General features: G+C 69.2%; 17 protein-coding genes and 1 tRNA gene. 12 read left to right on the top strand and 6 right to left on the bottom strand.

Going from position 1 to position 13,750, the window contains the following annotated elements:
- Position 1 precedes the first annotated feature (1 nt).
- From V6M42_RS00955 to V6M42_RS00965, 3 genes are read right to left on the bottom strand one after another with little or no spacing between them, the layout of a single operon-like run.
- Positions 2–814 carry a universal stress protein gene (locus V6M42_RS00955; protein ID WP_332676525.1) on the bottom strand — a complete coding sequence of 271 codons (813 nt, stop codon included), beginning with the start codon at positions 812–814 and terminating at the stop codon, positions 2–4.
- A 1-nt stretch (position 815) separates the two neighbouring features.
- The gene (locus V6M42_RS00960; protein ID WP_332676527.1) at positions 816–1,676 is read right to left on the bottom strand and encodes a universal stress protein; all 861 of its coding nucleotides are present in this window, start codon (positions 1,674–1,676) and stop codon (positions 816–818) included.
- Between the two features lie 52 nt (positions 1,677–1,728).
- Entirely contained in the window at positions 1,729–2,106 is a 378-nt protein-coding gene (locus V6M42_RS00965) for a c-type cytochrome (RefSeq protein WP_332676530.1), read from the bottom strand.
- Between the two features lie 109 nt (positions 2,107–2,215).
- Here V6M42_RS00965 and V6M42_RS00970 point away from each other — a divergent pair, with 109 nt between their 5' ends.
- Genes V6M42_RS00970 through V6M42_RS00980 form a run of 3 tightly spaced genes read left to right on the top strand, consistent with a single transcriptional unit; the run spans position 2,216 to position 4,017 of the window.
- The gene (locus V6M42_RS00970) at positions 2,216–3,046 is read left to right on the top strand and encodes a universal stress protein (protein ID WP_332676532.1); all 831 of its coding nucleotides are present in this window, start codon (positions 2,216–2,218) and stop codon (positions 3,044–3,046) included.
- 11 nt (positions 3,047–3,057) lie between these two features.
- A complete protein-coding gene (locus V6M42_RS00975; protein WP_332660895.1) occupies positions 3,058–3,429 on the top strand; it encodes a hypothetical protein in 372 nt (123 codons plus the stop codon).
- 3 nt (positions 3,430–3,432) lie between these two features.
- Complete coding sequence (locus V6M42_RS00980) at positions 3,433–4,017, top strand: NAD(P)H-dependent oxidoreductase (RefSeq protein ID WP_332660893.1); 585 nt, start codon at positions 3,433–3,435, stop codon at positions 4,015–4,017.
- A gap of 829 nt (positions 4,018–4,846) precedes the next feature.
- Here the strand turns inward: V6M42_RS00980 and V6M42_RS00985 are convergent.
- Positions 4,847–4,936, bottom strand: a tRNA-Ser gene (locus tag V6M42_RS00985).
- A 97-nt stretch (positions 4,937–5,033) separates the two neighbouring features.
- Here V6M42_RS00985 and V6M42_RS00990 point away from each other — a divergent pair.
- From V6M42_RS00990 to V6M42_RS01015, 6 genes are read left to right on the top strand one after another with little or no spacing between them, the layout of a single operon-like run.
- Positions 5,034–5,843 (top strand): septal ring lytic transglycosylase RlpA family protein, encoded by an 810-nt coding sequence (locus V6M42_RS00990; RefSeq protein ID WP_332676534.1) that lies wholly within the window; start codon positions 5,034–5,036, stop codon positions 5,841–5,843.
- A 37-nt stretch (positions 5,844–5,880) separates the two neighbouring features.
- Positions 5,881–6,507, top strand: coding sequence for a dTMP kinase (gene tmk, locus V6M42_RS00995; protein ID WP_332676536.1), 627 nt, complete (start codon positions 5,881–5,883; stop codon positions 6,505–6,507).
- Positions 6,504–7,481, top strand: coding sequence for a DNA polymerase III subunit delta' (locus V6M42_RS01000; protein ID WP_332660841.1), 978 nt, complete (start codon positions 6,504–6,506; stop codon positions 7,479–7,481). Before tmk ends, V6M42_RS01000 begins: the two co-directional genes overlap by 4 nt.
- Positions 7,481–8,269 carry a TatD family hydrolase gene (locus V6M42_RS01005; protein WP_332676538.1) on the top strand — a complete coding sequence of 263 codons (789 nt, stop codon included), beginning with the start codon at positions 7,481–7,483 and terminating at the stop codon, positions 8,267–8,269. Before V6M42_RS01000 ends, V6M42_RS01005 begins: the two co-directional genes overlap by 1 nt.
- Complete coding sequence (locus V6M42_RS01010; protein WP_332676540.1) at positions 8,266–9,087, top strand: MBL fold metallo-hydrolase; 822 nt, start codon at positions 8,266–8,268, stop codon at positions 9,085–9,087. The genes V6M42_RS01005 and V6M42_RS01010 overlap by 4 nt, the downstream gene beginning before the upstream one ends.
- The gene (locus V6M42_RS01015; RefSeq protein ID WP_332676543.1) at positions 9,084–10,157 is read left to right on the top strand and encodes an alpha/beta fold hydrolase; all 1,074 of its coding nucleotides are present in this window, start codon (positions 9,084–9,086) and stop codon (positions 10,155–10,157) included. The genes V6M42_RS01010 and V6M42_RS01015 overlap by 4 nt, the downstream gene beginning before the upstream one ends.
- Here V6M42_RS01015 and V6M42_RS01020 read toward each other — a convergent pair.
- Both V6M42_RS01020 and hemB read right to left on the bottom strand, forming a co-directional pair.
- The gene (locus V6M42_RS01020; protein ID WP_332676545.1) at positions 10,154–10,483 is read right to left on the bottom strand and encodes an MmcQ/YjbR family DNA-binding protein; all 330 of its coding nucleotides are present in this window, start codon (positions 10,481–10,483) and stop codon (positions 10,154–10,156) included. The two genes, V6M42_RS01015 and V6M42_RS01020, sit on opposite strands and share 4 nt — an antisense overlap.
- Entirely contained in the window at positions 10,480–11,484 is a 1,005-nt protein-coding gene (gene hemB, locus V6M42_RS01025; RefSeq protein ID WP_332676547.1) for a porphobilinogen synthase, read from the bottom strand. The genes V6M42_RS01020 and hemB overlap by 4 nt, the downstream gene beginning before the upstream one ends.
- Positions 11,485–11,688: 204 nt before the next feature.
- Between hemB and V6M42_RS01030 the strand changes: the two genes are divergently transcribed.
- From V6M42_RS01030 to V6M42_RS01040, 3 genes are all read left to right on the top strand, one after another.
- A complete protein-coding gene (locus V6M42_RS01030; protein WP_332660835.1) occupies positions 11,689–12,828 on the top strand; it encodes an isobutyryl-CoA dehydrogenase in 1,140 nt (379 codons plus the stop codon).
- Positions 12,825–13,139, top strand: coding sequence for a DUF6968 family protein (locus V6M42_RS01035; protein ID WP_332676548.1), 315 nt, complete (start codon positions 12,825–12,827; stop codon positions 13,137–13,139). The genes V6M42_RS01030 and V6M42_RS01035 overlap by 4 nt, the downstream gene beginning before the upstream one ends.
- Before the next feature lie 45 nt (positions 13,140–13,184).
- A partial coding sequence (locus V6M42_RS01040; RefSeq protein WP_332676550.1) for a hypothetical protein occupies positions 13,185–13,750 on the top strand: 566 nt, incomplete at its 3' end.

A 13,750-nucleotide genomic window follows, 5' to 3' on the forward strand; every position in this document is an offset into this window, starting at 1 on the left:
GTCAGTGGGCCATGAGCCAGGGCAGGGGGGCTTCGCCCAACAGGGTGCGGGTGACCCCGCCGAAGATCAGCTCCCGGGTGCGGCTGTGGCCATAGGCCCCGGTGACCAGCAGATCCGAGCGATCCGCCTCCGCCAGGTCGAGCAGCGCCCGGCCCGCCTGTGCGTCCTCCACCGCTTCCCGAAGCGTCGTTTCCGCCTCGATCCCGTGATGGGCCAGAAAGGCGGCGGCGTCCTTCAGTTGCCGGGGCGTCGTTGTGGACCCGAAGGCGGCCAGATGTACGCGCCGGGCGTCCCGCAGAAGTGGGAGCGCGGCGGAGAGGGCCAGCCGGCCTTCGCGGGTCGGCTTGAACCCGATCAGTACGCGGTCGAAGGCGAGACGGGTCGCGCTTCGCGGCACGAGCAGCACGGGCCGGCCGGCGGTCAGGACCAGTTCGCCGACATCGAACCGGCCCAGGGGTCCCGCCGATGGCTCCGGTGCGCGCAGGGTCAGCAGGTCGCCCATCACGCTCCAGTCCGGCGCGGGATTCGCCATCCGCGACGTCGCTGCGCCACGCCATTCGAGATCGAGATCGGGCGCGGCCCTTATCGCGCGCTGCCGCATGAGTTCCAGAAGGTCTTCGGCCTCCCGCTGCCGCGCTTGGACGAGGGAGAGTGTCATCGATGCGCCGGTCAGAGGCGCCTCGACGAAGCCGACGGCGGTCAGCGTGAGCGCCCTGGCCTTCAGATCGCGCGCGAGCTGCACGACGGCGGGCAGAAAACTGGTCAGCGCCTCGGGATCGTCGAGATGGACGACGATGTTGCGAACAGCGGCCACTTCAGTGCGCCAGCAGCAGGTTGGGACCGTATTTGCAGCCCAGGAAGGCGCGCGTGGCGCCGCCGAATACGGCTTCGCGCAGGCGGGAATGCCCCCAGGCGCCGGCGACCATCAGGGTCGCCGTCTTGCCTTTCGCCGCCGCGACCAGGGCCGCGCCTTCATCGTCGCCTTCCACAAGGGTGACCAGGCCCTCGCCGACGCCGTGAAGCTGGAGGTAGGCGTTGAGAATATCGGTGTCAGGGTCGGTCGCATCCCGGTCCAGGCCGCTGACGCACTGGACGATATGGATCTCGCTGGCCATCGCCAGCAGCGGAAGGGCGGCCTTGACCGCCCGCCCCGCCTGGGGACTGCCGTCCCATGCGATGGCCGCCGGACCCGAGAGTGAGTCCGGGCCCTGACGGGCGATGAGCACGGGCGAACGTTCACCGAGAAGGCACTGGCCGAAGGCCTCCCGTCCGATGCCATGGTCCAGATGCCCCTGACCGAAGATGACCAGATCGGCCAGCGGCGCATGGCGGCTCAGCGCCAGCGGGGGCCTCAGGCCGCGATTCAGGACCACCATGCGCGGCGCGCCCTCGCCGGCTCCGTACACCAGATCGGCCGCGTTGGCGGCGGACCGCGCCGTCGTCTCGATGCGGACCTGGACCTCCCGCTCCGCGGCCGCCAGTTCCGCGACCGCCTCCTGGCTGAGGGTCGCGCCCAGGGTCAGGCCCAGGGCGATCATGTCGGCGGCGCTGTCCGGATAGATGGGCAGGACCTCCACCACGCCGTCATGCTGACTGGCCATGCTGCTCGCCAGGTCCAGGGCCTGGCTGTCGCCGTCGTCGCCCGCCGCGATGGCGATCATGTGTTTCAGGCTCATGTCGGGTCTCCTTTCCAAGGGGAGGCTGCGCTGCGGTCGCGGGCGGAATCGGTCACTTTCCCGCCTTCAGGGTCTCCAGATAGGCGATGATGTCGTCGATCTCGCTGGCCCGGAACGCGTAGGGGGGCATTTCGGGATGGGTGGTGACCAGGCCTTCGGCGAAGGCTTCCTCCAACTGATCCAGCGGGTAACGGTGGGCGATCTGTCGTAGCGGCGTCGCGGCCGGCATCGGGCTGTCGCCTGTCGCGCCGGTGGCGTGGCACCCCGCACAGGCCAGCGACGTCAGCAGGCGGCCGCGCTCGACGGCCTCCGCCGCGACGCTGACGGAGGGGCCCGTCTGCCGGTAGGCCTGGGGGGCGGACGGGGACGAACCGCCTGCGAAGAAAATGCAGACGAGGGCGAGAGCGATGGTGCGGGTCGTGGCTGACATTCTGGCCTCCTGGGTCAGCCGATGGTGCCCGCCTGCCGTTCGCGCGCCTTGATCCGGATCAAGGCGCGGCCCGCTTGCGTGAGGCCTCCTGTCGTCAAGGAGACCGCCCATGACCTACGCCAGCATGCTCGTCGCCGTCGAAGAGGGCGCGGCAAGCGACAGCCGCCTCGAGCTCGCCTGCGACCTCGCCATAGCCTTCGACGCCCTGCTTGTCGGCGTGTCGGTCGGCTCCATCGCCCCGCCGCTCTACGATCCGCTCGCGGGCGGCGCGATGATCGGCGAACTGCTGACCCTCTATCGCGACATAGCCGAGACCGAGGTCGAGCGGGCGCGGCTTCGCTTTGCGGAAATCACGACCGGGCGTGCGCTGGAAACGGACTGGCGCGGCGGCGTCGGCTATCCGGCGGAGTTCGTTTCGCGCGCCGCCCGGGCGGCCGATCTGCTGATCCTCGGCTGCCGCAATCCACGCGCGCCCAGCCATGCGCCGGATGTGGCGGACGTGCTGATGGGAAGCGGCCGTCCGGTTCTGGTCGTCCCGCCGACGCGTCTGCGATCGCCGGTCGGAAATCCGGCCCTGATCGCCTGGAAGGACTGCCGTGAGGCGCGGCACGCACTGACCGGCGCCCTTCCGCTTCTGCAACGCGCGTCCAGCGTGACCCTCTACAGCGTCTGCACGGCCGGGGAGAATGAGGCGGCCGACGGCGAGATCGCCGAAGTGGTCCGCTATCTCGCGCGCCACAGGATCCATGCAGAACCCGTCATCGCCCTCGCCGGCGACGAGCCGACCGGACGTCAGATTCTCGACGAGGCCATGGCCCGCGAAGCCGGCCTGATCGTCGCCGGCGCCTATGGCCACGCCCGCCTGCGCGAGTGGGCGCTGGGCGGCGTGACCCGCGACCTGATCGCCGACAGCACCATCTGTCTGGCTCTGGCCCATTGAAGGAGACCGACATGACCGCCCAAGCCAGCCATATCCGCCTCGCGCTCGCCCGCGAGCCCGGCCACCCCTACGGCGACGCCGGAACGGGCTACGACATCGTCGCCTTTCTCGATGCGGACGGGCGGCTGGACGTCAAGGCCTGCCGCGCCCATGCCGACCAGTGCCGCGTCCGGCGGTTCAGGGACGACGACACCCTCGCCACGGGCGTCCTCAGGCATACCGTCGGCGGGCGCTGGATGCTCGATTTCGACGTGCTCGACGCCGAGGACGCGACCGGCTTCCGTCTCGGCGACGAACGTTTCGTCCCCGGAGAATATGTCTCGATCACCGCCGGCGACGGGATCGCCCACACCTATGTCGTCGAGCGCGTGACGGCGATCTGACCGATGGGCCGCCGCATCCTCATCCTCGACGGACATCCCGATCCGGATCCGGCGCGCTACGGCCACGCCCTCGCAGCCAGCTATGCGCGGGGCGCGGCGGAGATCGGCCACGTCGTGCATCGGACGAACCTCTGCGACCTCGATTTCCCCATGCTTCAATCCAGGAACGACTGGGAGGAGGGGCCGACGCCGGCCGTCGTCCTGGCCTTGCAGGACCAACTGGCCTGGGCGGAGCACATCGTGATCCTCTATCCCCTGTGGCTGGGCGAAATGCCGGCGCGGCTGAAGGCGCTGCTGGAGCAGGCCTTCCGTCCGGCCTTCGCTTTCGGCGGCAAGGCGGTCTCGCCCGGCGGGGGCAAGCTGAAGGGCCGGACCGCCCGTATCATCGTCACCATGGGGATGCCTGCGGCAGCCTACCGTGTTTTCTACCTCGCCCATTCGCTGCGCAGCCTGAAGCGCAACATTCTCGCCTTGGTGGGCATCGGGCCCGTCCGAGACACGATCGTCGGCGCGGTCGAAACCCGATCCGACATCAGCCGCAAACGGTGTCTGGCGCAGATCCGCAAGATGGGCGCCCGCGCGGCCTGAGACGCGACGGCCTTCTAACTCTGCTGCTTGCCGGCTTCCACGCCAGCCGGCCAGCGCCAAGGCGGAGCCGCCGAGAAAGCGTCATGACCCCCCAACCTCCGCCATGCGGTCGGCGATGGGTTCCCAAGGATCGTCGCCGCTGGCCAGCACCGGGGTCAGCCCCGTCGGGACTTTTGCCGCGATCAGGTCGACGACGCTGCGCTGGACGGGACTCAGTCTGGCGTGGGTCTCGCCGGGCAGTCCTTGGGCCAGTTCCCCCGGCGCTCGATGTGAGCCATTCCGACGTGACCCTTCAGTCGTCGCGGTCGTCCCGGGAGGGCAGGTAAGTCCAGATCGAAACGCCGCCCACGACGAGAATGAAGACCGCGAAGATCGCGAGGACAATCAGGGCGGGCATGGCGGGTGCGGGCATTGGTCTCTCCTGTGTGGAGACCCAGGGTCGCCGGGCTGCGGCTGTCCCGCCTTGATCGGGATCAACCACGCATGCCGACTGAAATTCGTGGAGTCCCCGGGAAAAACCGATCCCTGTTCCTTTCCAAAATGATCCCTGTTCCGGCGGACTATCGTTCGCTGTTAAATTTGGCCCGCACCGGAGCCGAGTTCATTGGCGCGACCCGTTGTGACTGACTTTGCGAGGCGCGTCCGCTTCCTGGCCCTGAAGTCCGGCTCCTGAAAAACAACTGATTTCCCTGTTATGGCCGTTAACGGGGAAACTCCACCACATGCGGTTCGCGCAGAGACTGGCCCGCCTACAGCGGCCGAATGCCTGCTCTGGCCGGGCTTGAACAGCGGGCGGTACGGGAGTTTGGCGGCGAATAGCCCCGGCGCCTGGCGGACAGGGTGGGATTCGAACCCACGGTAGGCTCTCACCTACGGCGGTTTTCAAGACCGCTGCCTTAAACCACTCGGCCACCTGTCCGTGCCTCTGGAGCGGAATGGCCGCATAGCGCCAAACGTCCCGTTAACCAAAGCGGAAATGTCCAGGTTCATGCTTGTCGCCTTCGAGGGGGCGGGCCATGGCCGGGAAAATCACCGTCAGATTGATCCGGAGCGCGCTTGTCGCCGGGGCGCTGTCCCTTCTGGCCGCATGCGCAGGCGGCGTCCGGCCGGATGCGAGGGGGATTCCTGTCGTCACCGATGCAGCGCCGATCGTCGCGGGGACGATGCGGCCCTATCAGGTCCGCGGGCGCTGGTACCAGCCCGCGGAGCAGCCCGGCTATGACGAGACCGGCGCGGCGTCCTGGTATGGAGACCAGTTCAACGGCCGTCCGACGGCCACGGGCGAACGGTTCGACATGCACGCCCTGACGGCCGCCCACAGGACCTTGCCCCTGCCGGGTCTGGTGGAGGTGACCAACCTGGCCAACGGCCGCCGCATCGTGGCGAGGGTCAACGACCGCGGGCCTTTCGTCGAGGGACGGATCATCGACCTGTCGCGCGGCTCGGCCGAGGCCTTGGGTCTGCTGCAGACAGGGACAGGCGAGGTGAGGGTCCGCTATCTGGGTCGTGCGCCCCGCACGGGCGGAGGGACGGCCTTGCAATACGCAGCCGCCGCCCCGGGGCCCACGCCTTACCGCGCGGCGGCGCCGTCCGACGACAACGGAGCCTACTGGATCCAGGCCGGAGCCTTTTCGGATCGACGGGCGGCCCGGCGCGTGGCCGACCGGCTGGGAGACCGCGCCACGGTCGATATCACCCCCGGCGACGGCGCGGCCCTGTTTCGCGTCCTGGTCGGGCCCTGGTCTGACGCCAACGCCGCCGAACAGGCGCGTCAGGCGGTAATCGCGCGCGGATATGCCGACGCCCTGTTGATATCGGCGCACTGAGGCTTGCGAACCGGGCCGGCGCCGCCATTGTGCGCCGGTGACCCACGGCAGATTCATTACATTCGAAGGCGGTGAAGGAACCGGCAAGTCGACCCAGGTCGCCCGCCTGGTCGAGCGCCTGCGCGCACGCGCGCTGGAAGTGGTCCAGACCCGCGAGCCCGGAGGGTCGACCGGCGCCGAGGACATCCGCAATATCGCCCTGAACGGCGACGCCGGACGCTGGTCGCCCATGACCGAGACCCTGTTGATGTTCGCCGCCCGCAGCGACCATCTGGAACGGACCATCCGGCCTGCGCTCGAGGCCGGTCGCTGGGTGGTCTGCGACCGGTTCGCCGATTCCAGCCGCGCCTATCAGGGCGCGGGAGGCGGGACGCCCGCGGCGTTCATCGAGACGCTGGACGCCGCCATCGTGGGCGAGACCCAGCCGGACCTGACGCTCGTTTTCGACCTGCCGGTGAGCGTGGGTCTGGAGCGCGCCTTCGGGCGCGGGCTGTTCGAGACGCGCTTCGAATCCAAGGGGCTGGAGTTCCATGAGCGGCTGCGACGGGGTTTCCTCGACATCGCGGCCGGCCACCCCGAACGCTGCGTCGTCATCGACGCCGAGGGCGATCAGGACACGGTGGAGACGCGGGTGTGGGCGGCTATAGAGGCGCGGCTGCTGTGAGTGAGCATCCGCGCGACCGGTTCGACCTGATCCCGGACGCCGCGGCCGAGGCGGCCTTCCTCGACGCCTTCGACAAGGGCCGGCTGCATCACGCCTGGCTGCTGTGCGGGGTCGAGGGCTCGGGCAAGTCGACCTTCGCCTATCGCGCGGCCCGGCGGCTGCTGGGCGCCGCGCCCGATCCGTCGCGCGGATTGCTGGGCGCGCGGCCCGACGATCCCGTCGCGCGGCTGGTCGCGGCCCAGTCCCATCCCGACCTTCTGGTGCTGGAACGCGCCGTCGAGGGCGGCAAGACGAAGAAATCGATCTCGGTGGACCAGGCCCGGGACCTGCCGGAGTTCTTCTCGAAGAGTCCGTCGCAGGCGCGGTATCGGGTGGCGATCATCGACGCTGCGGACGACCTGAACCTGAATGCGGCCAATGCCTTGCTGAAGGTTCTTGAAGAACCGCCGGAGCGGGGCGTGCTGTTCCTGGTGACCCATGCGCCGGGTCGGCTGCTGTCGACGATCCGCTCGCGGTGCCGCCGACTGGCCTTCCCGGTCTGGCCGCTGCATGCGCTGGAGGATCTGGTGCGAAACCAGACCGGCGTCTCTTCCGGGGAGGCGGCGCGGATCGCGGGCATGGCCGCCGGCTCGCCGGGCCAGGCGCTGGCGCTGGCGTCGGGTGCCACGCTCGAGGCCGACCAGCTGGCCCAGGCCTGGGTCGCGGCGCCGGCCGTTGATCGCGCCGAGGCCATGGCCGTCGCCGACCGGTTCCGCGGCGCTGAAGGGCAGGAGCGGTTCGAGACCCTGATGGACCGGCTGATCGCGGCCGTGAAGGTGCGGGCGCTGGAGGAGGGGGCGTCCGGCGCACGCTGGGCCGAGCTGTGGAGCCGTCTGTCCGAACTGCCCGACCGGACTGCGGCCATCAATCTGGACCGGGGCGACGTGCTGGCCGGGGCGCTGGCCGACCTGCAGCGCACCAAGGCCGGCGCCTGATGCTGATCGACAGCCACGTCAATCTGCACGCGCCGCAGTTCGACGAGGACCGCGACGCCGTCATCGCCCGGGCCCGCGCGGCGGGCGTGGGCCTGATGATCGAGATTTCCGACAAACTGTCGACCTTCGAGGCCACGCACGGACTGGCCATGGCCCATGACGACATCTGGTGCACGGTCGGCGTCCATCCGCATGAGGCGAAGGACTACGCCGACCTGACCGCCGCGCGGCTGGCGGAACTGGCGGGGCGCGACCGGGTCGTGGGGATCGGCGAATGCGGGCTGGACTTCCACTACGACCTCAGTCCGCGCGATACGCAGGCGGCGGTGTTCCGTCAGCATATCGAGGCCGCACGGCTGACGGGGCTGCCCCTGGTGGTCCACACCCGCGAAGCCGACGAGGCGATGGCGGCGATCCTGGGCGAGGAACAGGCCGCCGCGCCGTTCAAATTCCTGATGCACTGCTACACCAGCGGTCCGGAACTGGCGGAAAGGGCGGCGGAACTCGGCGCGTGGTTTTCCGTCTCCGGCATCGCCACATTCAAGGCCGCCGGCGATGTCAGGGAGGTGATCCGCGCCATGCCGGCCGACCGGATCATCATCGAGACGGACTGCCCCTATCTGGCGCCCGTGCCCCACCGGGGCCGGCGCAACGAACCGGCGTATGTGACCCACGTGCTGGACGTGCTGGCTGATATTCGCGGATGGACGCGGGCGGAGGCCGAGGCGCGCACCACGGACGCCTTCTTCGCCCTGTTCGACCGCATTCCGAGGCCGGAGGGCGCATGACGGGGGAGCTGGAGGTCGTCATCCTGGGCTGCGGTTCGTCGGGCGGCGTGCCGCGCGGCGATGGAGACTGGGGCGCCTGCGATCCGGCCGAGCCGAAGAACTATCGCACGCGCTGTTCCGCCCTGGTGAGACGGCGCGGTCCGGGGGGTGAGACCAGCGTGCTGATCGACACCTCGCCGGACCTGCGGGCGCAGATGCTGGCCGCGGAGGTCCGGCATGTCGACGCCGTCCTCTACACCCACGACCACGCCGATCAGGTGCACGGGATCGACGATCTGCGGGTCTTCGCCATGCGCACCCGCCGCCGCATTCCGGCATGGATGGATCCGGCGACGCAGAGGGCGCTGACAGGACGCTTTCCTTATATTTTCAAGAGTCAGGAGGGCTATCCCGCCATTCTGGATGAGAGACTGATCCCGGCGCATGGACACCCTTGGGCGATCGAGGGGGCGGGCGGCGCGGTTCCGGTTGTGACCTTTGACCAGGCGCACGGACCGATCCGGTCGGTCGGCTATCGCATCGGCCCCGTGGCCTATTCCAGCGACGTGTCCGATCTGGACGAGGCGGCGCTGGACGCCGTGAGGGGATGCGATCTCTGGATCGTCGACGCCCTGCGCTGGACGCCGCATCCGACCCACGCCCATGTGGAACGGACGCTGGACTGGATCGCACGCGCCGGGGTGAAGCGCGCCGTCCTGACCAATCTGCATATCGATCTGGACTACAACGCCCTCAAGGCCGCCGTGCCGGACCATGTCGACGTGGCCTACGACGGCTGGTCGGCGCGGCTGCCGCTGGATGGAGCTTCCACGACATGAGACGCCTGCTTTCCGCGGTTTGCGGCTTCGCCCTTCTGGCCCTGTCTTCCGGCGCCCTTGCCCAGCCGGCGCCGGTCGAAGGGGATTTCAGGACCGCCGACTTCGCTCTCGCGGGCGGACAGCGGCTTGGGGAGTTGCGTCTGCATTACCGCACGCTGGGAGAGCCCCGGCGGGGCGCGGACGGACGCGTCGAGAACGCGGTCCTGCTGCTGCACGGCACGGGCGGGACGGGCGCGCAGTTCCTGTCGCCGCAGTTCGCGGGCGAGCTGTTCGGGCCGGGGCAGCCGCTGGATACCGCGCGGTACTACATCATCATGCCCGACAACCTCGGCCACGGGGGTTCTTCCAAGCCGTCGGACGGGTTGAGGGCGCGGTTCCCGGAATACGGCTATGCCGACATGGTCGAGGCGCAGCGGCGGCTGCTGACCGAGGGGCTGGGCGTGGACCGCCTGCGGCTGATCCTGGGCACGTCGATGGGCTGTATGCACATCTTCGTCTGGGGCGAGACCCACCCCGATTTCGCGGACGCCCTTATGCCGCTGGCGTGCCAGCCGACGGCCATCGTCGGTCGCAACCGGCTGTGGCGGACCATGCTCAGGAACGCGATCCGCAGCGATCCGGCGTGGCGGGGCGGGGACTATGCAGAGCAGCCGCGCGAAGGGCTGCGCGAGGCCGTGGATCTGCTGGTGCTGGCCGGCGGGGCGGCGATGCCGCTGCAGCGCGATCTGGCGACGCAGGAGGCGGTGGACGCCTATGCGGCGGCCCAGCAGGCGCGGCGGCTGCCGGCGCTGGACGCCAACGACCTGTGGCACCAGGTCAACGCCTCGCACGACTATGACCCCTCGGCCCGGCTGGAGGCCATCACGGCTCCGGTGACCTGGATCAACTCGGCGGACGACTTCATCAATCCGCCGGAGCTGGGTCTGTCGGAGCAGTTCGTGCCCCGGATCGCCGATGTGCGGTACCGGCTGATCCCCAACAGCGTGGAGGGGAAGGGCCACGGGACCCACACCTGGGCGACGTTCTGGAAGGATGATCTGGTCGAGCTGCTGGCGCGGTCGGAACGCTAGAGGGCGGCGATGGCCGAGGGCGGGGCGCGGTGGCGCCAGGCCCGGATCAGGGCGTCGCGCAGAGTCGGCTCGTCGACCGCGGCCATGTGGACCAGGGTGGAGCCGCTCTTGCCCCAGCCGCCGGGCACGGGAGAGAACATCGCCGGCTCGGCCTCGACCAGCATGGCCTGTTCCTCGGGCTTGAGGATCACCATGCCGGCGTCCTTGTCGGGATGCAGGCTGGCGAAGATGCGGTTTCCGACGCGGAAGTCCGTGCGGCCCATGTGCCCGCCTTCGATGACCTCCGGCAGGCTGAGGGCGACGCGGGTGAAGTCGTCGAGGGTCACCGGGCCAGCAGCCGCGCCGCCTTCGGCGCAAAATAGCTGAGCACCCCGGCGCAGCCCGCGCGCTTGAAGCCATGCAGGGTTTCGAGGATGGCGCGCTCCTCGTCGAGCCAGCCGTTGGCGATCGAGGCCTGCATCATCGCGTATTCGCCCGACACCTGGTAGGCGAAGGTCGGGACTTTGAAAGTCTCGACAACCCGTTGAACGATATCGAGATAAGGCATCCCCGGCTTGACCATGACCGCGTCGGCGCCTTCGGCGATGTCCATGGCGACCTCGCGCAGGGCCTCGTCGGAATTGGCGTAGTCCATCTGGTAGGTCTTCTTGTCGCCGGTCAGCTGCTTGGCCGAGCCGACCGCGTCGCGGTAGGGGCCGTAGAAGGCCGAGGCGAATTTGGCCGCGTAGGACAGGATCAGGGTGTCGGAGAAGCCGTTGGCTTCCAGCGCCTCACGGATCGCCTGCACCCGGCCGTCCATCATGTCGGAGGGGGCGACGATGTCGGCGCCCGCATGGGCCTGGATGAAGGCCTGTTCGGCGAGGCGCTCCAGGCTGGCGTCGTTGAGGATGCGGCCGTTCTCGACCACGCCGTCGTGGCCGTGGTCGGTGTAGCAGTCCAGGGCGACGTCGGTCATGACGCCGATCTCGGGCGCGGCGTCCTTGATGGCCCTGATGCAGGCGGGGATCAGGCCGTCGGGATCGGTGGCGCCCGTGCCGACGCCGTCCTTGATGGCGCCGTCGACATTGGGGAACAGGGCCACGGCGGGGATCCCGAGGTCGCGGGCCTCGACGGCGGCTTCCGCGGCGGCTTTCGGCGACAGGCGGAAGACGCCGGGCATGGAGGCGACCGGCTGGCGGTCCTCGGCGCCGTCATGGACGATCAGCGGCCAGATCAGGTCGGCGGGCGTCAGCGTCGTCTCGGCCACGAGCCGGCGCACCCACGGGCTCGAGCGCAGCCGGCGGGGGCGGGCGTAGGGGAAGGCGGCGGGGGCGAACGGCTGGGTCATGGGGCCTCTTAGCTCCCTTCTCCCATCGGGAGAAGGTGGCCCGAAGGGCCGGATGAGGGGCGGACGGCGGATGCGGCGAAGCCGCCCCTCACAGGCGACCCTCACCCTTTCGCCTTGCCGATCGCTTCGCTCCCGGGGGCTCAAGCCCTCTCCCATCGGGAGAGGGGACCGGTTAGAAGCGCCCAAAGACTCGAGGAAACACCCATGGACTTCGCCCTCAACGACGACCAGCGCGCCATCCAGGACGCCGCCCGGCAGTTCGCCGAGGCCGAACTGGCCCCGCACAGCGCCGAGTGGGACGAGACCAAACATTTCCCCGTCGACGTCATGCGCCACGCCGCCGAGATGGGCTTCTGCGGCATCTACACCGGCGAGGAACACGGCGGCATGGCGCTGGGCCGCGTCGAGGCGGCGGTGATCTTCGAGGAACTGTCGCGCGGCGACGTGTCCACGGCGGCCTTCATCTCGATCCACAACATGGCCACGTGGATGATCGACAAATTCGGCTCCGACGACCTGCGCGGCCGCTATGTGCCGTCGCTGGTCACCATGGAGAAGATCGCCAGCTACTGCCTGACCGAGCCGGGCTCGGGCTCGGACGCGGCGGCGATGCGGACCACGGCGACCCGCGACGGCGACGAATGGGTGCTGAACGGCTCCAAGGCCTTCATCTCGGGCGCCGGGACCAGCGACGTCTACGTGGTCATGGCGCGGACGGGGGAGGCGGGACCCAAGGGGATTTCGGCCTTCGTCGTCGATCTGGGTACGCCCGGCCTGAGCTTCGGCGCCCAGGAGAAGAAGATGGGCTGGAACAGCCAGCCCACGGCCATGGTGTCGTTCGACGACTGCCGCATCCCGGCCGCGAACCTGCTGGGCAAGGAAGGCGACGGCTTCCGCTACGCCATGATGGGGCTGGACGGCGGGCGGCTGAACATCGCCGCCTGTTCGCTGGGCGGGGCGCGGCTGGCGCTGGAAACGACGCTGGAATACGTCAACACCCGCAAGCAGTTCGGCAAGCCGATCGCCGACTTCCAGAACACCCAGTTCAAACTGGCCGACATGGCGACCCAGCTGGACGCCTGCCGGCTGATGGTGTTGCGCGGCGCCTGGGCGATGGACACCAACCATCCCGAGAAGACCAAATGGTGCGCCATGGCCAAGCGGATGGCGACCGACGTCTGTTTCCAGATCGGCGACGAGGCCCTGCAGCTGCACGGCGGCTACGGCTATCTGAAGGACTATCCGCTGGAGCGGATCGTGCGCGACCTGCGGGTGCACCGGATCCTGGAAGGCACCAACGAGATCATGCGGGTGATCACGGCGCGGGAAATGATGCGGCAGTGACGGACGACGTCGTCTGCGAGCGGGAGTTCAACACCGTCATCGATGGCGAGGTCGTTCCGATTCTCGTCCAGTGGATGAAGCCGACCCATGAGGGGCTGCACTGGCGTTGCGACTATTCGATCGCCTGGCCGGACCGGCCGGTGCGCCGCTTCCATGCGATGGGCGTTGATTCCGCCCAGGCGCTGATCCTTGCTCTCTACATGGTCAGGGCTGAACTGGAGACGGCGCCGTCGCCGGTCCGGTGGTTCGACAACGAGGCAGACCTCGGCTTGCCGGCCTTCGAGGCAACGGGCGAGCGCGATCCCGGCTGACACGGCTCCGCTTCCGTGCTGATCTTCGCGGAACGGGAGGATGTCATGTCAAAGCTGCTGTGGTTTTCGCTCTTCGCCGTTCTGCTCGCCGCGCCGGCGACGGCGCAGGACGCACAGATCGACGAGATCATCGTCACGGGTTCGCGCGCCATCGAATGGGATCCCGACGACGTGCCGGTCATCCAGCTGGAGCGGCGGGCCGACAATCTGGTCGTCGCCGTGCGGGTGGTGAACGACACCCGCGATGCGCCGGGCCGTCGCAACGAGATCACCCAGACGCTGCGCGCCATGGCCCGGGCCGCGGCGGGACGCGCCGACATCGACCTGTCGATCGAGGACGACGGGACCCTGGTCCCTCTGACCGAGGACATGGTTTCGACCCTGACGCTGGGGATGGATCCCGGACGCAGCGACACCAGCGTGGCCAGCCTGGTGGTGAAGACGCCGATCCGGGCGGACGACACCCTGGACGCCGCCTCGGAGCGGATCGAGGCCTTCGTCGAGGGCATCGACGCGGTCGGCCGGTCGCTGGCCGACGTCAGCGGCGACTGGCAGCTGACGGTGATCAATCCGGGCCAGTATCGCGCGCCGATCCTGGCCGCCGTCTCGGC

The sequence above is a fragment of the Brevundimonas sp. genome (assembly GCF_036677305.1).
Classification (GTDB): Bacteria; Pseudomonadota; Alphaproteobacteria; order Caulobacterales; family Caulobacteraceae; genus Brevundimonas.

What these genes read in the sequence shown, in the direction of transcription:
- V6M42_RS00960 (WP_332676527.1), bottom strand. Translation starts at nt 1,676, where the DNA reads ATGAGCCTGAAACACATGATCGCCATCGCGGCGGGCGACGACGGCGAC.
- V6M42_RS00965 (WP_332676530.1), bottom strand. Translation starts at nt 2,106, where the DNA reads ATGTCAGCCACGACCCGCACCATCGCTCTCGCCCTCGTCTGCATTTTC.
- V6M42_RS00970 (WP_332676532.1), top strand. Translation starts at nt 2,216, where the DNA reads ATGACCTACGCCAGCATGCTCGTCGCCGTCGAAGAGGGCGCGGCAAGC.
- V6M42_RS00975 (WP_332660895.1), top strand. Translation starts at nt 3,058, where the DNA reads ATGACCGCCCAAGCCAGCCATATCCGCCTCGCGCTCGCCCGCGAGCCC.
- V6M42_RS00980 (WP_332660893.1), top strand. Translation starts at nt 3,433, where the DNA reads ATGGGCCGCCGCATCCTCATCCTCGACGGACATCCCGATCCGGATCCG.
- V6M42_RS00990 (WP_332676534.1), top strand. Translation starts at nt 5,034, where the DNA reads ATGGCCGGGAAAATCACCGTCAGATTGATCCGGAGCGCGCTTGTCGCC.
- V6M42_RS01005 (WP_332676538.1), top strand. Translation starts at nt 7,481, where the DNA reads ATGCTGATCGACAGCCACGTCAATCTGCACGCGCCGCAGTTCGACGAG.
- V6M42_RS01010 (WP_332676540.1), top strand. Translation starts at nt 8,266, where the DNA reads ATGACGGGGGAGCTGGAGGTCGTCATCCTGGGCTGCGGTTCGTCGGGC.
- V6M42_RS01015 (WP_332676543.1), top strand. Translation starts at nt 9,084, where the DNA reads ATGAGACGCCTGCTTTCCGCGGTTTGCGGCTTCGCCCTTCTGGCCCTG.
- hemB (WP_332676547.1), bottom strand. Translation starts at nt 11,484, where the DNA reads ATGACCCAGCCGTTCGCCCCCGCCGCCTTCCCCTACGCCCGCCCCCGC.
- V6M42_RS01030 (WP_332660835.1), top strand. Translation starts at nt 11,689, where the DNA reads ATGGACTTCGCCCTCAACGACGACCAGCGCGCCATCCAGGACGCCGCC.